Here is an 18,601-nt window from a genome sequence, read left to right as displayed (position 1 = left end):
AAAATTGGGGGATAAAGGATGAGCGAAGTAAAAAAGGCAGCTTGCCATTTTTGCCATATGAACTGTGGCATGTTGGCAACAGTTGAAAATGGAGTGGTAACAAAGGTGGTGGGAGATCCGGAGCATCCCTTTAATTTGGGGGCGCAATGTCCTCGGGGAGTAGCGGCTCTAGATCATCTCAACCACCCCAACCGGATCAACTATCCTCTTAAAAGGGTAGGCAAACGCGGGTCGGGTGAATTCAAACGTGTATCCTGGGAAGAGGCATTAGATGACATTGCGGCCCGTTTGACGGCGTTAAAAGAAAAGTATGGTGCTGAGACAATTGCTACTACCGGAGGAACTAATCGTACTGACGACTTTGCCCGGAGGCGTTTCTTCAATCTTTTGGGTAGTCCTAATGTTGTTCATACAGCTCCTGTGTGTTGGATACCAAACTTTTTAACTGAAGCCGCTTCCTATGGTTGGGCTGCTTTCGATCCTGAAGTTGCAGGGTCCAAATGTGCTGTTATTTGGGGTCATAATGGCGGGGCTTCCTATTTACCGGAGATGCGTGGTACGTTGCAAGCGAAAGAGAATGGAACCAAAATCATCGTTATTGATCCGAATTTTAGTGAAACAGCCGCAAAAGCTGACATCTGGATGCCGTTAAAACCAGGTTCGGACAATGCTCTGGCGCTTGCCTGGTTAAATGTTATTATTAATGAAGGTTTATGTGATTATGAGTTTATTGAAAATTGGACAGTAGGCTTTGAAGAACTAAGCGATAGGGTACAGGAATACACGCCTGAATGGGCAGCCGAAAAAACCGGTATTTCTCCGGAATTGATTGCTGAAACGGCCAGAATATATGCCATGAGCAAGCCGGCTTGTATTGTTTGGGGGGTTGCAACTGATCAATTAGGTAAAGGCAGTGCAGCTTCAGCGCAAGCTCGTGTGGCGCTGCGGGTTATTTGCGGCAATCTGGATGTTCCGGGCGGCGATGTTATGCCTGGTCCTCATCCGACGTTTATTACCGACTGGGAAATGGAATTAAATGATATGCTGCCAGAGGAGCAACGGGCCAAACAACTCGGATCAGACCGGTTTAAGCTGAATACCTGGCCGGGTTATAAACTGCTAACAGAAAATATGCTGCGGGTGTGGGGCAAAAGTATTCCGGCTGAATGGTTTTGTGAAGCCAATCCCTCGACAGTATTTAGAACCATGGCAACAGAAAAACCCTACCCGGTAAAAGCCTGTATCACATTGGCCAATAATCCGTTAGTATCGTACGCAAACTCCAAACTAGTTTATGAAGGGTTAAAAAATCTTGATTTGTATGTAGTGATGGAGTATTGGATGACGCCGTCAGCCATGCTGGCTGACTATGTTTTGCCTGCTGCCTCTTGGTTGGAAAGACCGGTTATGACTACCACCTATGGCGTTTCCGATTGGTTGATTGCTTCCGAAAAGGCCATTGCACCTATGTTTGAACGTAAGACAGATATTGAGCTATGGTCAGAACTTGGTCATCGTATGGGGCAGGCTGAGTATTGGCCTTGGAAAACTGATGAAGAAATATTCAAAGAACGACTTGATCCGATAGGTTTAGAACTTGAAAGTTACGAAGAATTTGTTGAGCTGTACCGGATGCATTTTGCTGATCGTGAATACAGAAAATACGAGACACGGGGAGTGGCAACACCATCAGGTAAAATCGAATTAAAAATATCAATTTTTGAACAGCTTGGCTATGACCCGTTGCCGCACTATGTTGCACCGCCGTTTAGTGCAGAAGCAAAACCAGAATTGGCTGCGCAATATCCAATATCACTTGTAGCCGGCGGCGGTTTTATGCCATTCTTCCATTCCGAACATAAGGAAATAACAAGACTCAGACTGTTAAGGCCCTATCCACGGGTTGCTATTAATCCGGTTCTTGCCCAAAAATTTAACATCAAAGAAGGCGAGTGGGTTTGGATTGAGACGCCAACCGGCAAGGTTAAGCAGACCGCGTTTATCACCACGGCCGTAGCACCTGATGTTATTCAGGCAGAACGGGGCTGGTGGTTCCCTGAAAAGGAAGTAAAAGATCCTAGCTTAATGGGCGTATTTGAATCCAATATTAATGTATGCGTAGATGATGATCTGGATACTTTAGATGAGCTTTGCGGCAGTTTTTGCGCTAGAGGCATTATGTGTCGGATTTCGAAAGTGGAGGGGAACAACTAATGCGCTGGGGAATGCTAATTGACTTAAGAAAGTGTGTGGGCTGTTACGCATGTACGGTTGCCTGCCAAAATGAAAATGAATTACCGTTCGATATGCAATATTGCAAGGTGTCCAAAGTTGGCCCATTCGGTGAGTATCCGAATTTAACTGCCTATAATATACCGATAGGGTGTATGCATTGTCAAGATGCCCCCTGTGTTGATGGTTGTCCTACTGGTGCCAGTTACCACCGGGAAGATGGTATCGTGGCAATCGATCCGGACAAATGCGTAGGCTGTCAATTCTGTATGGTAGTTTGTCCCTATGGTGTGCGCCAAATGAATAAAGAAACTGGAGTCGTAGAAAAGTGTAAAATGTGTTTTACCCGGTTAGAAGAAGGCATGGTTACACGGTGCGTAGAAACTTGCCAATTACAGGCTAGACATGTCGGTGATCTTGATGACCCTGACAGTGAGATTGTAAAATTGATCCGGAAAAATAATGCACAGCCGTTGTACCCACATTTAGGAACTAAACCATCGATTTACTATATTATGCCATAGGAGGAGGGGCTAGCATGGAAAAACAGCAGGAATATTGGGGAAGTCAACCGGCGTGGTACTTTTTTCTGGCCGCAATGGGAGCGATGATGTTTGTTATTGCTGCAGTAACAGACTTGGTAGGAAATCCAATAGCCGGACAAATTAACGGCTGGGTAAGTATCGTGGCCTTGGCAGCAGCCGGAATAGGTGCATTATTACTCTTAGAAGAGTTAACCCATAAGAGCAAGGGGCATTTGGTTAATGCACGTCCGTTTGCTTCTGTTATGAGCTTTGGCTCACTCATACAAAGTTTATATATGCCATTGGTAGTTGCATATGGAACATTTTTCTTTAGTTTTATTCCTTGGGCAGGATTTGGCTGGCTTAAGACAATTGTCGCGGTGCTGGCTATTATAGCGGCTCTGCTCTATGTAACCTACCCGGGAATAGAGTTGGGTGAAGCAAAAGGTAGAGGTTTTTGGAATGGTGGCGGCCTGATTGGTGTTTTCTTAATTAATGGGACTGCAACTGGGGCTGCCGCATTAACTCTGATATTGTGTATATTTGGTTATGGTGAGAATGCTTATACTGCTACAATTAAAAATATTTTGGCCGCAGTGTTAGTTGCTCAATTGTTTGCGATACCTGGCTATGTATTAGGAATGAAGTTGTCATCAGCCGAGGAAGCGCGGCGGGGAGCTAGCAAATTATGGAGTGGCGAGTTTAGCTCAGCTTTTTGGGCTGGAGTCGTTATCTTCGGAACTTTAGTACCAATGGTCATTAGCTTGCTATTTACTTCTATATACTGGTTAGTTATGGCAGCAGTACTGGTTCTTGTTGGCGGGGCTTGTTTCAGAATCGACTTCTTAAGAGCTGCAGTAAGAGTCGTTTTGCCTGGTGAGGAAAAGGATGAAATGAGCAGAAGAGAAATTGCCAAGCTGGCTATAGCGCTGGAAAATCGTTGGCAGGAAAAGGCTTGTTGGTTAAATTCACAAAAATAAGTAGGGATGTCACTTATGTGCAACGAGATAGTTTTTGCCACTAGCGAAGACGAGGCTAAATTACAGGAGCTATTCACAGGCTACGGCATGGGTCTTGCCGGCGATATTGAGGAACACGTACTGGTAAAAACAGATAATAAAGTGTTAGCTGGGGCGATGTTAGCTCAACTTGATACCAACTTCTTTCATTTATTAGTATTTGCTGTCAACGAAGCTGAACGTAACACTGGAATTGGCAGTCGGTTGTTACAAGAAATGATAAAAAACCCTGAAAAGTACTGCCAAACTCCATTTGATAGTAATGACAGCTTATACAAGGTTACGACAGTTGCCAAAGGTGATGCTGTACGTTTTTATGAAAAAAACGGGTTTGCCGCTTGTGATTTTTCCGAACTAGCTGAGCCTTATGATGAGCAATGTTTAGAATGTCCGGATAAAGAGGATTGTAAGCCTATTGCGATGATCATTGAATGCCATAAATATATCGTATAAGACTAGGTACAACAAGGAGCGAACTGACGTGGAAGCAACTTTTATATTACTGGGGACCGGGGCAGGGCCAGGTTTACCTTCCTTCTTCTGTGATTGTGTGGGATGCCGGGAAGCCAGAAGCAATCCTGAGTTAGCCAGAACACGCAGTGGCGCATTCATCGACACAGGCAGCAGCAAGATACTTATTGATGCTTCTCCTGATTTACGGCGTCAACTTATCAAAGAAAACATTACCCAGGTTGACTGTATATTTATGACGCATTGGCACTATGATCATTTTGGCGGACTCGGAGAACTTGAATATTATGTTAAATTAGCGAGAAACGAAGCGATTCCTTTATTCTTGCCACCCAGCGCAGTAAAGCAGTTTACGGATGCGTTTCCTAATTTGACAGATATTTTTGAGGTTAAGTCATGGGAGTTTAATAAGCAATACTGTTTGGATGCATTACACTTGACTCCTTTGCCTGCAAATCACGGGATAGAAACGGCGGGTTTTTTGCTGGAATCACCGGGTAAAAGGCTTGCCTATTACCCGGATACTGCCGGGCTTCCGAAAGCTAGCGCTGTAAAGGTGCGTGGGGTTGACTGGTTGATATGTGATGCAACGTTTCATGGCGAGAATTGGTTTCCCCATGCTCATATGTCAATTGAGCAGGCAGTTGATCTTGGCCACCAAATTAGAGCTAAAAAAACGGTGCTTACTCATTTGGCTATCCATTACAGCCAACCAGTTAACACAAAGCAGCTCGCTGAGGAAGTTGCAAACTATGAGAATGTATATGTCGCTTATGATGGAATGCGTATTGAATTTTAGAATGGTTTATTAATTAAGAGGTGGGAGTATGAAAAAGTCTCTGGGAACTAAATTATTTGCTATGCCCTCGCCGGTATGGGTTGTAGGCAGCTATGATGCTAATGATCAGCCTAATATTATGACTGTTGCGTGGGGTGGGATATGTTGCTCGGCTCCTCCATGTATAGCAATTTCGTTGCGAAAATCACGCTTGACATATGCTAACATTCTGCAGCAGAAAGCATTTACAATTAATATACCATCAGTACAACATATCGCTGAAACAGATTATATTGGTCTTGTTTCAGGTAAAAATACAGATAAATTTGAAGTGACCGGCCTTACGCCGATAAGAAGTGATAATGTTAACGCACCCTATGTTAATGAGTTTCCCTTAGCTTTTGAATGCAAACTTCTTCATGCTATTGAAATGGGGGCTCATACGCAATTTATTGGTCAAATCCTTGGCGTCAAAGCAGATGAAGAAATTCTTGATTCAAATGGCACTCCGATGGCTAGTATGATTAATCCGTTAATTAGTAGTGCTTCAGACCGCTCCTATTATGCCTTTGGAGAATATTTAGGTCAAGCCTATTCTCCTGGTCTGGCATTTTTGGATAACCACGAGGGTGAATTGAATTAATATCGCTTCGGCGGTCTAAAGAACCTGGCAACAAGCAAAGTAAAAAAGTAGTTGATTTCAAAATGACACAAAATGATACGATGTTTCTCAAAATAAAAAATAGATAAAATATTACAAAAGCTAAGACAGCGATAAAGGCTTACTACGCAAGAGTTTTCGGGATTGAATAATGGAAAAATGATTGGCACGATTTTTGCAATATAAAGTAATTAGAAATAAATAAAACGGGCACTCCGAGCTGCATGACCTAAAGTTATCCATGGTCTGGCAGTCTGAACAATTAGTTCACGGGGTAGCGAAAGAAATTTCACTACCTCCCAATCTGGGAAAGGAGGCGCTTCATGAGTTTTGAGATCAAAACTTCTGTGCGCTTCTCACAGAAGTTTTATTTATATTCTGATAAAAATTCTGTTCTATTAAATCTAGGAAGGGAGTGAATGAACTGTGTTTGACAGTTATGCTCGAAATATTGATTATTTGCGTGTTTCTGTTACAAATAGGTGTAATTTACGGTGTAAATATTGTATGCCTGAAGAGGGAATAGAAGATCTTGGCCATGACAATATACTAAGCCTGGAAGAAATTGCTCATCTCGTTAGAGTTGCTGCCCGGATCGGAATTCAAAAGGTTAGGTTGACAGGTGGAGAACCACTTGTTCGTAGAAATATTACGAAACTTATTGCCGATATCGCCCAGATTCCGAAGATTAATGATATAGCAATTACGACAAACGGAATGCTATTTGCTGACATGGCAGAAGAACTGAAGGCAGCTGGTTTAACCAGGGTTAATTTCAGTTTAGATAGTCTTGATGAAAATAAGTTCAAATATATAACTAGCCGTGGAAGTTTGAGTGAAGTAGTGCGTTCCATTTCCAAAGCGTTAGAATTAAGAATGGTCCCGATAAAAATTAATACTGTAGTGATGAAAGGCATCAATGATGATGAGATATTGGACTTTGTTGAATTAGCCAAAAAAAAGCCGCTACATGTTCGCTTTATTGAGTTTATGCCTGTGGGGGATATACCATTTTATAAAACCGACCGGGTTGTGACAGTAAGTGAAATTAGAGAGCGCATTGAGCAAAAATATGAATTATATAAAGGTGCTAATGTACAAGGTAATGGCCCGGCTAAGTCCTATCAAATACGCGGCGGAATGGGGTCGGTTGGCTTTATCAGTGCAATGAGCGATCATTTTTGCGGAGCGTGCAACCGGATTCGGATGACGGCTGATGGTAAACTTCGCAGTTGCTTGTTTGGTAAGCAAGAAATTAATGTGAAATTGGCACTGCAAAATCACGCCAGTGATGAAATAATTGCAGAACTCTTTAGCAAAGCAATCAGAGAAAAGCCTAACCGGCATCATATGAATGAAGGTTGGGGTGCAGACAATAAACGAAAGATGTACCAAATAGGGGGATAAGCATGGATTTTACTCATTTCAATAATGATGGATATGCCCGGATGGTAGATGTTAGTGAAAAAAATGATACTGTACGTTCAGCTACGGCACAGGCAATTGTTCATATGCAGCCGGCTACTTTGCAAGTCATCATAAGTGGCGGGATCAAAAAAGGGGACGTCCTGGGAGTTGCTCAGGTAGCTGGCATAATGGGTGCAAAACAAACGTCTAGTCTTATTCCCATGTGCCATCCCCTAATGTTGACTTCGGTAGATATTGAGTTTGAAATGGACGAATTAAATTCTAGTATAATCATACGCTGTCAGGTTAAAACGACAGGAAAAACCGGTGTGGAAATGGAAGCTATCAGTGGTGTCAGTGTTGCCGCGATGACGATCTATGATATGAGCAAGGCCGTTGACCGCTGGATGGAAATTACAGATATAAAACTTATGGAAAAAATGGGCGGCAAAAGCGGTCATGTTAAGCGAGAACAATAGTGAAGGTTATTGTATAAAGGTGATAGGACCATAGTACTTACCCCAGGCTGGATAAAAGCCGGCGACAAAATAGAAATGAGCGGTTGAAATTTTGGGAGTATAAACAGTGAGGAGAAAGAAACCATGCAGATAGTCAGAGTGGAAGAAGCAATAGGCAATGTGCTATGTCATGACATTACTAAAATAATACCTGGCGAATTCAAAGGCGAAGCCTTCAAAAAAGGACATATCATTACAGAAGAAGATATACCGAAACTCTTGAAGCTGGGAAAGGAACATCTTTATGTTTGGCAAATGAAAAAAGGATTTTTGCATGAAAATGACGCGGGACTACGTCTTGCCCAGGCAGTAAAGGGGCAGGGACTTAGCATGAATGAACCCAGTGAAGGCAAGGTTAATCTTATCGCCGAGCATGATGGAATGATTGCTATAAATGAAGAGCTCCTAACACGTATTAATATGATTGAAGAGATCGTTGTTGCGACCCGTAATAACAACAGACCTGTGAAAAAAGGAGATAAGATTGCCAGTGTCCGGGTTGTCCCTTTACTGATTGATGAAACAAAAATAGAAATGGTGGAGAAAATTGCTCGGCAAACCGGGGTTGCTGCCGTTAAACCATTTCGTTCTTATAAAGTGGGTGTTATTACGACAGGCAGTGAGGTTTATCATGGACGTATTCAGGATAAGTTCGGGCCGGTTGTAAAAGCAAAAGTTGAGGGATTTGGCTGCCAGGTAGTGCAGCACATTCTTGTTCCTGATGATGCGGAGGAAATAGCACAGGCAGTGAACTCATTAATAGCTAATGGTGCTGAACTGATATTGACAACTGGAGGTATGTCGGTTGACCCTGATGATGTTACTCCCAGTGGAATTAGAAAGGCAGGTGCGGAAATTGTAACCTATGGTGCGCCTGTATTGCCAGGATCAATGCTAATGGTGGCGTATTTGGGAAAAGTACCGGTTTTAGGACTGCCAGGCTGTGTAATGTACCATAAAACAACTGTGTTTGATCTTGTCCTGCCATTGGTTTTGACAGGTCAGCTTATTACCAGACCAATGGTCGTGAAATTGGGAATGGGCGGCTTATGTCTGGAGTGTGAGGTTTGCCAGTACCCCGCTTGCTCATTTGGTACTGGTGCGTGAAAAAAACAGGAGGTGGAAAAATGAAGACAGGTATTCCCTTGGAAGAAGCGCAGGCATTGTTATTAAATTTAACCCATCCGGTTACAGAATGTCAGGTGCCGTTGACTAGCGCTGCCGGCAGAATTTTAAGTCAAGATGTCCGAACAGGTATTAACCTGCCGCCATTTGACAAATCGCCTTTAGATGGCTATGCGTTACAGGCGAAAGATACTGAACTAGCTAACTCATCGAATCCGGTGATACTGGAAGTTATCGAAGAGGTACAAGCTGGCTATATGCCTAAAAAACAGGTAACTCAGGGAACGGTTATCAAAGTTATGACCGGGGCTCCGATACCAAATGGTGCAGATGTAATTGTCAAATTTGAGGACGTAAAAAGAACGGGAAATAAGGTCGAACTATATTATCCCCTAAAAGCAGGAAACGATATCATTCGAGCCGGTGAGGACGTACGGCAGGGAGAAGTTATTGCGAAGAGAGGTACGGTGTTGACGCCGCCGCTTGTGGGGCTGTTAGCTGCCATTGGAGTAGATGAAATACCGGTGTTTAGTAAAACCAGAATAGCTATTCTTAGTACCGGCGACGAAGTGATTGATCCGGCAGAAGAACTGAGGCCAGGTAAGATATATAATTCCAATCAACATTTTCTAAGTGCCTATTGTTCGCAACTGGGGGCAGCGCCTATTGCAATGGGAATTGTTCCTGATGAAAAAGAGGCTATCGTTGAGCGCCTTATCCAGGCATTAGACTTAGCAGATTTAGTCATTACTACCGGGGGCGTTTCAGTAGGTGATTACGATATTGTACCAGCCGCTTTTAAGCAAATTGGGGCAGATATCATTTTTCGAAAAATCGATATGAAGCCAGGTTCGCCGATGATAGCTGCAAGCTACAATAATAAATTAATTATTGGCCTTTCGGGAAACCCTGCTGCCGCCTGTATAACCTTTGATTTGATTGTTGTGCCTTTAATTAAAATAATGCTCGGGCTTGATCAAAAAATGCCGCCCAAAATTTCGGCAATTCTGAAAGACAGTTTTAGTAAATCGAGTACACAGCGCAGATTTTTACGGGCAAAACTACAGACAATTAACAATACTAATTATATAGAACTTACAGGCGGTCAAAGTAACGGCGTTCTGAAATCTATGGTTGCCTGCAATGCGCTAATTGACGTGCCTGCGGGAAGTGGCCCGTTAGTCGCCGGACAAGAAGTTTCAGCAGTTATGGTAGGCGGCCGTGAACTCTTTATATGAGGTGGCAGACACCTAAGGATAGTACTCTATATTATTGACTAAAATAGTTTCTTTAGTAAATCAGAAAGTTCTTACTTTCTGATTTACTAAGTTAACTCAGCTCTCGTCAATCGCCAAAGGTTTGGTGTGAGCCAAGTTAGCTTAAATTTTATAGGGGAGGTCTAAATTTGAAGGGTTTTCAAGGACAAGAGTTAACAAGGGTTATTGAAATCGACCGAAAGGCTTGTAAGGGCTGCGATTCCTGCAAGTCGTTTTGCCCGACAGGAGCTATCGACGGCAAATATGGAACCGTTCATGCGATCAACAGTGAAAGGTGTATCTCTTGTGGGCAATGTTTGATAAATTGCCCTTTTGGAGCACCTCAGGATAAGGTTGACGTTGTTGACAAAGTGCTTGCACAGCTAAAAAACAAACAGCTCACAGTTGTCGCAACAATTGCCCCGGCGGTTCGTGTTGCTATTGGTGAGGAGTTCGGAATGGAACCCGGCAGCCTGATAACAGAAAAAATGTATGGAGCAATGAAACAGGCTGGGTTTAAAGTTCTTGACACTGTCTTTACTGCCGATCAGACCATTATGGAAGAAGGCATGGAGCTTATTGCCAAGATTCGTCACTACGCGTTAGGGGAGCCGGCAGAACATCATTTAGGGCCTTTGCCACAGTTTACATCGTGTTGTCCGGCCTGGGTTCGGTATGCCGAGCTGTACTATCCTGAAGTTTTACCCAACATGTCTTCGGCCAAATCACCGATGATGATGGCTGGCGCACTGGGGAAAACCTATGGTGCCAAAGAAGTCTGGAAGGTTAACCCGGAAGATATATTCATGGTAGGCGTTATGCCTTGTACTGCCAAAAAATTTGAGGCTTCCCGTCCTGAATTCAAAAGTGCTTCTGAGTACTGGAAAACACAAGGCAGATCAGGAAGTTATCCTGATATTGATGTAGTGCTAACTACAAGGGATTTAGCCCGTCTGTTTAAGAAATTGAATATTGACATTAGGACTGTCGCTGAGTTTACTGATAAGGATAATCCTTTAGCCCAATATAGTGGCGCAGGTACTATATTTGCCAATACCGGCGGTGTAATGGAAGCCGCTTTACGGACAGCCTATTTTGTAATCACCGGCAAGGAACTGGATGTGCTTGAATTCAAACCTGTTCGCGGTCTAAAAGGCGTGAAGGAAGCCAGTGTTACGATGGTAGATGCTAAAACAGGTAAAGAAGTTACGTTGAAGGTAGCTGTAGCCCACGGTATCAAGGAAAACGTAAAACCGCTTCTGGAAGAAGTTAAAGCCGGTAAATCACCCTATCACTTCATCGAAATTATGAATTGTCCGGCCGGCTGTGTCAACGGTGGCGGTCAGCCAATCAACCCAATGGGTACTTCCTGGCTGGATAAAGCCAAGGCCGTACTACCTTGGTCATAAGGAGGGAACACAATGGCACAGTATGATTATATAGAAAAGGCCGTAAAGGTCTCGCGACGTGAATTCATAGGAATCGTAGGTGTAGCCGGAGCAATCTTGTGGACCGGGGCCTATGTTGCTACAGATTTGGTACAAGACCGCACAAAATACATCAAGCTGCGGGCACAAGGCATTTATAATGATGATGTAAAAGCGAAAGTCCGTCAAAGCCATAACAATCAGGCAGTTACTGATGTGTACAAAAAATTTGCTCAGAATCCGCTCAGTAATTTGGCCGAAGAACTGTTTCATACTAAGTATGTAGACAGAACGAAATTAGTGTAGGAGGGATAATTGATGAGCCAGCATGATGAACATGGACCGTGGGTACTCAAGCACCCTCTTATCTCGCGGCTATTTCACTGGGGATTAATAGTAGGTTTTTTACCAGCAGCCATTACCGGATTTTTTATTTGGCTAAAACCATTTGGTGAAGCTCTGCAAAATGTGATTATGCAAATCCATATTGTTGGTGCAGGCATTCTTACAATAGCGTGTATTTTTTACACGATCTTTGCGTTGGACAGAATTGTGGCCTTTACCCGCCGGATATTTACCTTTGATGAGCGGGATATGGCCTGGATGAAGATTTGTGGTGGCTATCCGCAGAAAATTCTATTAGGCAAAACCATTCCAGTGCCGCCAATGGGTAAAATGAACTCTGGTCAAAAACAAATGGGGATTATGATGCTGATTGGTGGTATACTGTTAATTGTTACCGGTTGGGCACTATACGCATTCCTGCCGGTAGCGCCTAAAGTAGCCATGTACTGGTTTGATATGGTGCATTTGGTGGTTGGTATTGTCCTGGGAGTGTGCGTATTCGCGCATATCTTCCTCGGAATTTACAATTGGGGCGAATTTTTGTGCATGTTTGGTGATGGAACTCAGCCGCGTCGTGAGGCTGAGCATCATAACCCGGTATGGGTTGAAAACGAAATTATGCGAGTAAAAGCCAATGAGTCTGTATCTGTTACAGGGCAGCAGCATGTGCGTTAACAATAAGGCGCAGAAATAGCTCCACTATTTTGAACAGCTATATACAAATGTTGGAAAATTGCAGGTGGGTGGTGTGCTATAAAACACCCATTTGCACCTGCAAAATTTTTAATAAAAAAGTATAATAGAAATAGAATTCAATAGGCTAGGGGGCTATTATGGCGGTGAGTGGAATAATATTGGCAGGTGGACGCAGTTCACGCATGGGGCGTGATAAAACACTGCTATTATTTAAAAATGAAACTCTTATCGAACGTACTGTGCGAAAACTGCAAAACTTTGTGGATGAAATAATTATTGCCAGTAACCATACAGCAAAATATAATTTACCGGGAATTGTGGAGGTTCCAGACAGCTACCCGGGCATGGGCCCGCTCGGAGGAATGCATGCCGGACTTATGACCGCTCAACATCAGTATTCATTTATAGTCTCCTGTGATATGCCATTTTTTACAGAAGAGTTAGCCAGGTTTTTACTGGGGCGAAGAGCGGGATGTGATGTAGTAGTTCCTGAGATAGGAAACCGGTTGGAACCACTTTGCGCTGTCTATTCACGCAATTGCATAAAACCGATAGAAAAGTGTTTGCAAGCAGGTGTTAGTCAGGTATTTAGATTTTATCCTGATGTAAGAGTATGCAAAATAGTTGAAAGCGATTTACGGCAGGTTGGTGACCCTAAAGAAATATTTTGTAATCTTAATACACCAGAAGATTTATCCTATCTTGGTGAGAGCGATAAACCAGTTAGTTAATCTATCGGTGTAATATAGCCTGGTCTGCTTGGCTTTTGTATAAGAAGCCATAGTTAGTCTATTTGGAACAGTTGAAGCGTGAAAGTATCTGGGGAGAGGTGATAATGTGAAAACATATGAAGTTAAGCATCATCTTTGCTCAACAACAGGTGAGGTTATCTTAATGATGAATACAGTAAAAACTAGTAGCGCGGAAGATGCTAAAAAAATGGTATATAGTATGCTGTATAAAAATAAACCGAGTGACGCAAAAGTGAAGTTCATGTATGTGCGCAAAGTAGCTAACAATTAATCTGTGCTCGATTGCCGGGAGAGAAAATCGCCTATGAGATATGAAGGAAATATTTACAGCCCCCATTTAGCAGGAGACGATTACATACTACAGTGTACGATTGGCTGCAGCCATAATCAATGTACATTTTGCTATATGTATAAAGATAAGCAATATCGTTTGCGTGAGCTAAATGAAATTCTAAAGGATATTGAGCTCGCAAAAGAATACTATGGTGATGTGAAAAAGGTTTTTCTTGCAGACGGTGATGCATTAAGTATGCCTGTAGAGCATTTAATCAAGATATTAGACTGCCTGTATGATACTTTTCCCAGTCTAACATATGTTGGTACTTACGCCAGCGCCGTTAGTATATTGAATAAAACGCTTGCTGAATTGATAGACCTTCAAAAACATGGATTAGTTGAGGCTCATCTGGGTGTAGAGAGCGGAGATGAAGAAGTTCTTCGTGCTATACGAAAAGGCGTTAGTCGTAGGGAAATGGTTCAAGCAGGGGGCAAGATAAGGCAAGCAGGTATAAATCTGTTTGTAACCGTGATTTTAGGGTTGGCAGGTAAAGCGCCTAAAGCCTGGGAGCATGCAAGGAATACGGCGCTGATTTGTAATGAAATTCAGCCGGATTATATAGGTATTCTAACAATTATAGTACAGCCAGGAACTGAGCTCTATGAGAAAACCCAAAGCGGGGAGTTTGAAATCCCGGAAGAAATGGAAATATTGGCAGAGCTGCGCTTAATGATTCGAGATATGGAGTTGAAACATTCCGGTATTACTTCGATTCATCCATCTAACTGTATCTATTTGGAAAATATTATGCCTGAAGGCAAAGATGAACTGCTGCGAACACTTACCGGGATTATAGACAGTAAAGACGTATCCAAGCTTCGTCCACGGGAGACAGACAGGGTATAATGAAAATTGCTGCCGTGCATTAGGATAAAATGAAGTTGTAACGAAAACAGGGCCATATGGCCCTGTTTTCGTTATTAAACAATCTACCCTTCGTATCCCTTTGCGCTCTTTGTGTCCTTTGTGGTTTAACAAACCTAACAGACGGATGGTGTATTGACTACGTTCCACCACTCAGCGTTTGCTTTTGCCAACACACGCCCCCGCCTGCAAAAATCTTTAACGTTGTATATAGTTAAAAATAAAAAAATTTTGTAACAAGGAAGAGAAAGTGGTAGTATTAAAGAAGTTTTTATTTAAGAAGGAGATGAGTATGTGAAAGTGCGCTTTGCCAAAATCGCCGTTTTGTTGACTGTTGCCGGAGTGTTTTTTGCTTATCCGGCCCCCAGTGGCTTAAGCGTAACAGCGTGGCATTTATTTGGTGTGTTTGTTGCTTTAATACTGGGTCTTATTTTGCAACCATGTTCTGAACCGACGTTATTATTAGTTATTACAACGTTGGCAGGGATATTTGTTCTGCCCATTCGTGAGATACTAGTTGGGTACACTGATACAATGATGTGGCTGACACTGGTAGCTTCGATGATTGGTGTCGGCCTGAAAAAGTCCGGACTTACCCGCAGGATTGGTCTTTGGTTAATTAGTCAGTTTGGCAAGACAACGCTGCGGATTGGTTATATTTTAAGCTTTATTGATATGATACTGGCTACTAGTACGCCGTCTTCACCAGCCCGAACAGGCGGGTTGGTGTATCCGTTGGCTGAGGGGGTTATTGAGGCTAGCAGTTCCGATAATCCGAAAGGCAAGCAGCGAACAGGTGCCTATTTTACCTTGTTGACATTTACTGCCAGTATGCTTTCCGGTGGTTTGTTCATGACTGGGATGGGGCCAAATCTGATCAATGTTAAACTGGCTCAGGATGTGCTGGGCATAAGTATTAGTTGGCCATTATGGACTGTGGCGGCGTTACCGGGATTTATCGGTTTTTTATTGACACCTTATATTGTATATAAGCTATGTCCGCCGGACACTACCTCTATGGTGGCGGTGCGGGCCGCTGCTAAGCGTGAATTGGCAGGTATGGGCCATATTAGCCGGACTGAGTTAACTGCAATTGGAATATTTTTAACAATATTGATTCTATGGTCCACAGGTACGGTAACAAAAGTAGATAGCACGCTAGTCGCCTTTATTGGTGTATCACTTATGCTGGTAACCGGAGTTCTTAACTGGAATGACTTGGCCGAAACCAAAGCAATGTGGTCGCTTCTTATTTGGTTTGGTGCGATTTTAGGTTTTTCAGTGGCACTGACCAAGCTTGAATTTTTTACTTGGTTTGCCGGGGTTATCAAACTATTGCTGCCGACCGCCGGCTTGGGTTCCTATAGTATTTTGCTGTTAGTGGCGGCGCTGGCCATTGTGCCGCACTATTTTTTCGTATCCTATACGGGCTATGTGGTAGCCTTTTCGCCACTTATTTTTTCCTTTGTCGCAGCTACTGATGTACCCAGGTATCCGGCCTTTTTTGTGTTAGCCTATTTAATGATTATTTCTTGCACATTGACGCATTATGGCAACGCGTTAGGGCCGCTTTTGATGGAAAAGGGATATAATGATAAAAAGACCTGGTGGTATGTTGGCACCGTAATTACTGTGCTGCATGTGGTGCTATACTTGACAGTAGGTGTTGTTTATTGGCGGTTGATTGGGTTATGGTATTAGCAGTATGTTATGATATGAGGAGCTGTAGCAATGTTCATAGAATTTGAAGGAATTAGACCAACTCTTGATGAAGAAACTTTTGTTGCCGATGGTGCTAAGGTTATTGGTAATGTTACTATGAAACAATTTAGTAGTCTGTGGGTCAATGTTGTTGTCAGAGGAGATGTTAATCGAATTGAAATTGGCCGCTACAGCAATGTACAAGATAACAGTGTTGTGTATGCAGACAATAACCAGCCGACAATAATTGGCGACTATGTTACAGTTGGGCATAACGCCATCCTTCATGGCTGTATTATTGAAGAGCATTGTTTAATTGGTATGGGAGCCAGTATTCTTACAGGTGCGGTGGTAGGTAAAGGCAGCATTATTGCCGCCGGGGCAGTAGTTAAGGAGAATCAGATTATTCGTCCTCATTCCCTAGTGGCTGGCGTTCCTGGCAAAGTGATGAGCTTTGTACCAGAGGAATGGGACAACATTCATGCTCAGGCAATAAAATACAAGGCACTCTGGAGGAAATGGCGTAAACTGATGCGCGGTGCTGACGGCGAAGGCTATCAGGGTGAAAAGATAATATAATGTCTAAGGGGGTTAGTTGCTATGGACTTGGAATTTATTTACAGGCGTCATAGTGTAAGGAAATTTACAGAGGAACAAGTCCCGGAGCAGACAATTAAAGAGTTAATTAAAGCGGCTACTTATGCACCTTCAGGGAAAAACCAGCAGAATTGGCATTTTGTTGTTATCACAAATAAAAAGAAAATTGCTGAGATTGCCCGGATTGTTGAGAGAAAGAACGCTGAGTTGTGCACATATTTATGTGATGAGAAAAAAATCAAGGGGTTAAAGGGAAGCCTGCCTTATCAAACAGTTTTCAAAGCTGCGCCTGTGTTGATTCTTGTGTATGCCGGTCCTTACGCTACTATTGCTGATATGCTGTTAGCTGATGGCATTATGCCGCGCGAGGAAGCCATAAAATATGCTAACCCCAATCCTGGTATTCAAAATATCGCAGCCGCTTTGGAAAATCTACTGTTAGCTGCCGCCAGCCTGGGTTATGGCACTTGCTGGATGACCGGACCGACGCATGCCGCTGAAGATATTTCTGCATATATTGGTTTTAATAAAGAAGGCTATCAGCTAGCTGCCATGACACCACTGGGTGTTCCTGCTGCTGATAAAGTATCAGTGCCGCCGCGAAAACCGGTGGAGGATGTGTTAACTTTTATTTCTTGATATGAGAAAAGACTGGTGTTGTACCTAAAAAAAATCCGGATATCCGGATTTTTTTTTATATCAGGGATACATTAGCAATGTATCTATTACGCAGTGGAGGTTGGGTAATTCGACAATGGAACAAGCAGTACTTAATCATATCGACACCTATGGTTACTTTGCTATTTTTGTAGCTATGTTGCTTACAGGTACAGGCCTGCCCCTACCAGGGGAAGTAACCTTGGGGATTACCGGTTATTTAGTATATAGCGGGCAACTAGAAATGCTTCCTGCGATAGCGGTCACCGCATTGGGAGATTTACTGGGGGCTGCTATTAGTTATGGACTGGGTTTGTTTAGTAGAACAAATATCGCTCAACATTTTTCCTTCCTCATACCAACTGAGTCGAAACTGCTGATGATTGAGAAATGGCTTAATCAATACGGCATTTTCACTATTGTCTTTGGAAGGTTGCTACCTGTAATTCGCGGCGCTATTCCAATTCCGGCAGGCTTTGTCCAGATGAATGGCAAGATCTATATTTCCGGAATTTTTGTTAGTTCAGTTATTTGGTGTGGTGCTCTTATCTATCTGGGAACTGGGCTAGGGCATAATTGGCAACAGTTAGCTGGTTTAGGTAATTCGATTGGTTTGACAGCAGCAGGTGTGTTGGCTATCACCATTCTAATTGGGTATTGGCTTTTTTGCGCAAAAAAATAACTCCAGCCGGTACCCCTCGTAACTTCCGTAACCCCCCGGCCTTTGCCGGAAAAAGCGTTCCGCAGGAGAAAAGCCGGGCGGTATTCCGTTAAAAAATCCGTACTGTTTGAGCGTAGCGAGTTTACGGATTTTAGGAATATCGTCCGGCTTTTCAGCTTTTGGAGGCTTAGGGCCTAGACTTTTTGTTACTTTTGGGGCAATGCCAAAAGTAAAACCCCGCTCCTTGTACTCCATTGACTCAACGTAAGACAAAGGATTGCGTTAGCGGTTTTCTTATTTGCTGCTAAACAGGACGGCGGGCAAGAGTACGAAGTTTCATTTCATGTTCGCCGGTGACTTCTGCCAGGGACTTTAAGTCTTCGTGGATGTTATCAACTTTTCTACTGGTTAATTGGAGCAAATGATAGATGTCTTTTTGCTGGACTTCGCCGTATTGGTCAATCTTGCTTTCTAAGCGGGTAATATTGGCTTTGGTAGCCATAGTGGATTGGATTGTGGATGACGGTATCCATATCAGATTTACCAACAGAAAAAGGCAAGAATCTACTATAT

The 18,601-nt window shown here is 43.0% G+C and carries 21 protein-coding genes and 1 riboswitch; of the genes, 20 read left to right on the top strand and 1 reads right to left on the bottom strand.

The window, feature by feature from the left end:
• Positions 1-18: 18 nt before the first annotated feature.
• From AC1ECB_RS18915 to AC1ECB_RS18820, 20 genes are all read left to right on the top strand, one after another.
• Positions 19-2,214 (top strand): molybdopterin-containing oxidoreductase family protein, encoded by a 2,196-nt coding sequence (locus AC1ECB_RS18915; protein WP_485665239.1) that lies wholly within the window; start codon positions 19-21, stop codon positions 2,212-2,214.
• Positions 2,214-2,756, top strand: a complete 543-nt coding sequence (locus AC1ECB_RS18910) for a 4Fe-4S dicluster domain-containing protein (protein ID WP_485665238.1) — start codon at positions 2,214-2,216, stop codon at positions 2,754-2,756. The genes AC1ECB_RS18915 and AC1ECB_RS18910 overlap by 1 nt, the downstream gene beginning before the upstream one ends.
• A gap of 14 nt (positions 2,757-2,770) precedes the next feature.
• Positions 2,771-3,736: an NrfD/PsrC family molybdoenzyme membrane anchor subunit gene (gene nrfD / locus AC1ECB_RS18905; RefSeq protein ID WP_485665237.1), complete on the top strand. Its 966-nt coding sequence runs from the start codon at positions 2,771-2,773 to the stop codon at positions 3,734-3,736.
• A 15-nt stretch (positions 3,737-3,751) separates the two neighbouring features.
• A complete protein-coding gene (locus AC1ECB_RS18900) occupies positions 3,752-4,228 on the top strand; it encodes a GNAT family N-acetyltransferase (RefSeq protein ID WP_485665236.1) in 477 nt (158 codons plus the stop codon).
• 28 nt (positions 4,229-4,256) lie between these two features.
• Positions 4,257-5,045 carry an MBL fold metallo-hydrolase gene (locus tag AC1ECB_RS18895; RefSeq protein WP_485665235.1) on the top strand — a complete coding sequence of 263 codons (789 nt, stop codon included), beginning with the start codon at positions 4,257-4,259 and terminating at the stop codon, positions 5,043-5,045.
• A 28-nt stretch (positions 5,046-5,073) separates the two neighbouring features.
• Positions 5,074-5,667 carry a flavin reductase family protein gene (locus AC1ECB_RS18890; RefSeq protein ID WP_485665234.1) on the top strand — a complete coding sequence of 198 codons (594 nt, stop codon included), beginning with the start codon at positions 5,074-5,076 and terminating at the stop codon, positions 5,665-5,667.
• 218 nt (positions 5,668-5,885) lie between these two features.
• A riboswitch (molybdenum cofactor riboswitch) is annotated at positions 5,886-6,017 on the top strand.
• Between the two features lie 94 nt (positions 6,018-6,111).
• Positions 6,112-7,092, top strand: a complete 981-nt coding sequence (gene moaA / locus AC1ECB_RS18885; RefSeq protein ID WP_485665233.1) for a GTP 3',8-cyclase MoaA — start codon at positions 6,112-6,114, stop codon at positions 7,090-7,092.
• 2 nt (positions 7,093-7,094) lie between these two features.
• Positions 7,095-7,571: a cyclic pyranopterin monophosphate synthase MoaC gene (moaC, locus tag AC1ECB_RS18880; protein WP_485665232.1), complete on the top strand. Its 477-nt coding sequence runs from the start codon at positions 7,095-7,097 to the stop codon at positions 7,569-7,571.
• A 123-nt stretch (positions 7,572-7,694) separates the two neighbouring features.
• Positions 7,695-8,717, top strand: a complete 1,023-nt coding sequence (locus AC1ECB_RS18875; protein ID WP_485665231.1) for a molybdopterin-binding protein — start codon at positions 7,695-7,697, stop codon at positions 8,715-8,717.
• A 20-nt stretch (positions 8,718-8,737) separates the two neighbouring features.
• Entirely contained in the window at positions 8,738-9,973 is a 1,236-nt protein-coding gene (locus AC1ECB_RS18870) for a molybdopterin molybdotransferase MoeA (protein ID WP_485665230.1), read from the top strand.
• A gap of 167 nt (positions 9,974-10,140) precedes the next feature.
• A complete protein-coding gene (locus tag AC1ECB_RS18865; protein WP_485665229.1) occupies positions 10,141-11,400 on the top strand; it encodes a [FeFe] hydrogenase, group A in 1,260 nt (419 codons plus the stop codon).
• A 12-nt stretch (positions 11,401-11,412) separates the two neighbouring features.
• A complete protein-coding gene (locus tag AC1ECB_RS18860) occupies positions 11,413-11,724 on the top strand; it encodes an iron hydrogenase small subunit (RefSeq protein ID WP_485665228.1) in 312 nt (103 codons plus the stop codon).
• 12 nt (positions 11,725-11,736) lie between these two features.
• Complete coding sequence (locus AC1ECB_RS18855; protein WP_485665227.1) at positions 11,737-12,438, top strand: cytochrome b/b6 domain-containing protein; 702 nt, start codon at positions 11,737-11,739, stop codon at positions 12,436-12,438.
• A 158-nt stretch (positions 12,439-12,596) separates the two neighbouring features.
• Positions 12,597-13,190: a molybdenum cofactor guanylyltransferase gene (mobA, locus tag AC1ECB_RS18850; RefSeq protein ID WP_485665226.1), complete on the top strand. Its 594-nt coding sequence runs from the start codon at positions 12,597-12,599 to the stop codon at positions 13,188-13,190.
• 106 nt (positions 13,191-13,296) lie between these two features.
• The gene (locus AC1ECB_RS18845; RefSeq protein ID WP_485665225.1) at positions 13,297-13,482 is read left to right on the top strand and encodes a hypothetical protein; all 186 of its coding nucleotides are present in this window, start codon (positions 13,297-13,299) and stop codon (positions 13,480-13,482) included.
• A 33-nt stretch (positions 13,483-13,515) separates the two neighbouring features.
• Positions 13,516-14,394, top strand: coding sequence for a radical SAM protein (locus tag AC1ECB_RS18840; RefSeq protein ID WP_485665224.1), 879 nt, complete (start codon positions 13,516-13,518; stop codon positions 14,392-14,394).
• A gap of 312 nt (positions 14,395-14,706) precedes the next feature.
• A complete protein-coding gene (locus tag AC1ECB_RS18835) occupies positions 14,707-16,113 on the top strand; it encodes a DASS family sodium-coupled anion symporter (RefSeq protein WP_485665223.1) in 1,407 nt (468 codons plus the stop codon).
• A 30-nt stretch (positions 16,114-16,143) separates the two neighbouring features.
• Entirely contained in the window at positions 16,144-16,692 is a 549-nt protein-coding gene (locus AC1ECB_RS18830) for a gamma carbonic anhydrase family protein (protein WP_485665222.1), read from the top strand.
• 21 nt (positions 16,693-16,713) lie between these two features.
• Positions 16,714-17,349 (top strand): nitroreductase family protein, encoded by a 636-nt coding sequence (locus tag AC1ECB_RS18825; RefSeq protein WP_485665221.1) that lies wholly within the window; start codon positions 16,714-16,716, stop codon positions 17,347-17,349.
• Between the two features lie 115 nt (positions 17,350-17,464).
• Entirely contained in the window at positions 17,465-18,049 is a 585-nt protein-coding gene (locus AC1ECB_RS18820) for a DedA family protein (RefSeq protein WP_485665220.1), read from the top strand.
• 283 nt (positions 18,050-18,332) lie between these two features.
• On the opposite strand, the gene AC1ECB_RS18815 is transcribed toward AC1ECB_RS18820, so the two are convergent.
• Positions 18,333-18,530: a hypothetical protein gene (locus AC1ECB_RS18815; RefSeq protein ID WP_485665219.1), complete on the bottom strand. Its 198-nt coding sequence runs from the start codon at positions 18,528-18,530 to the stop codon at positions 18,333-18,335.
• Positions 18,531-18,601: the final 71 nt, after the last annotated feature.

This window comes from Sporomusa sp. 246TCP1 (genome assembly GCF_057319775.1).
This window is presented reverse-complemented; position numbering and strand designations above follow the sequence as displayed.

What these genes read in the sequence shown, in the direction of transcription:
- AC1ECB_RS18915 (WP_485665239.1), top strand. Translation starts at nt 19, where the DNA reads ATGAGCGAAGTAAAAAAGGCAGCTTGCCATTTTTGCCATATGAACTGT.
- AC1ECB_RS18910 (WP_485665238.1), top strand. Translation starts at nt 2,214, where the DNA reads ATGCGCTGGGGAATGCTAATTGACTTAAGAAAGTGTGTGGGCTGTTAC.
- nrfD (WP_485665237.1), top strand. Translation starts at nt 2,771, where the DNA reads ATGGAAAAACAGCAGGAATATTGGGGAAGTCAACCGGCGTGGTACTTT.
- AC1ECB_RS18900 (WP_485665236.1), top strand. Translation starts at nt 3,752, where the DNA reads ATGTGCAACGAGATAGTTTTTGCCACTAGCGAAGACGAGGCTAAATTA.
- AC1ECB_RS18890 (WP_485665234.1), top strand. Translation starts at nt 5,074, where the DNA reads ATGAAAAAGTCTCTGGGAACTAAATTATTTGCTATGCCCTCGCCGGTA.
- moaC (WP_485665232.1), top strand. Translation starts at nt 7,095, where the DNA reads ATGGATTTTACTCATTTCAATAATGATGGATATGCCCGGATGGTAGAT.
- AC1ECB_RS18875 (WP_485665231.1), top strand. Translation starts at nt 7,695, where the DNA reads ATGCAGATAGTCAGAGTGGAAGAAGCAATAGGCAATGTGCTATGTCAT.
- AC1ECB_RS18870 (WP_485665230.1), top strand. Translation starts at nt 8,738, where the DNA reads ATGAAGACAGGTATTCCCTTGGAAGAAGCGCAGGCATTGTTATTAAAT.
- AC1ECB_RS18860 (WP_485665228.1), top strand. Translation starts at nt 11,413, where the DNA reads ATGGCACAGTATGATTATATAGAAAAGGCCGTAAAGGTCTCGCGACGT.
- AC1ECB_RS18855 (WP_485665227.1), top strand. Translation starts at nt 11,737, where the DNA reads ATGAGCCAGCATGATGAACATGGACCGTGGGTACTCAAGCACCCTCTT.
- mobA (WP_485665226.1), top strand. Translation starts at nt 12,597, where the DNA reads ATGGCGGTGAGTGGAATAATATTGGCAGGTGGACGCAGTTCACGCATG.
- AC1ECB_RS18840 (WP_485665224.1), top strand. Translation starts at nt 13,516, where the DNA reads ATGAGATATGAAGGAAATATTTACAGCCCCCATTTAGCAGGAGACGAT.
- AC1ECB_RS18830 (WP_485665222.1), top strand. Translation starts at nt 16,144, where the DNA reads ATGTTCATAGAATTTGAAGGAATTAGACCAACTCTTGATGAAGAAACT.
- AC1ECB_RS18825 (WP_485665221.1), top strand. Translation starts at nt 16,714, where the DNA reads ATGGACTTGGAATTTATTTACAGGCGTCATAGTGTAAGGAAATTTACA.
- AC1ECB_RS18820 (WP_485665220.1), top strand. Translation starts at nt 17,465, where the DNA reads ATGGAACAAGCAGTACTTAATCATATCGACACCTATGGTTACTTTGCT.
- AC1ECB_RS18815 (WP_485665219.1), bottom strand. Translation starts at nt 18,530, where the DNA reads ATGGCTACCAAAGCCAATATTACCCGCTTAGAAAGCAAGATTGACCAA.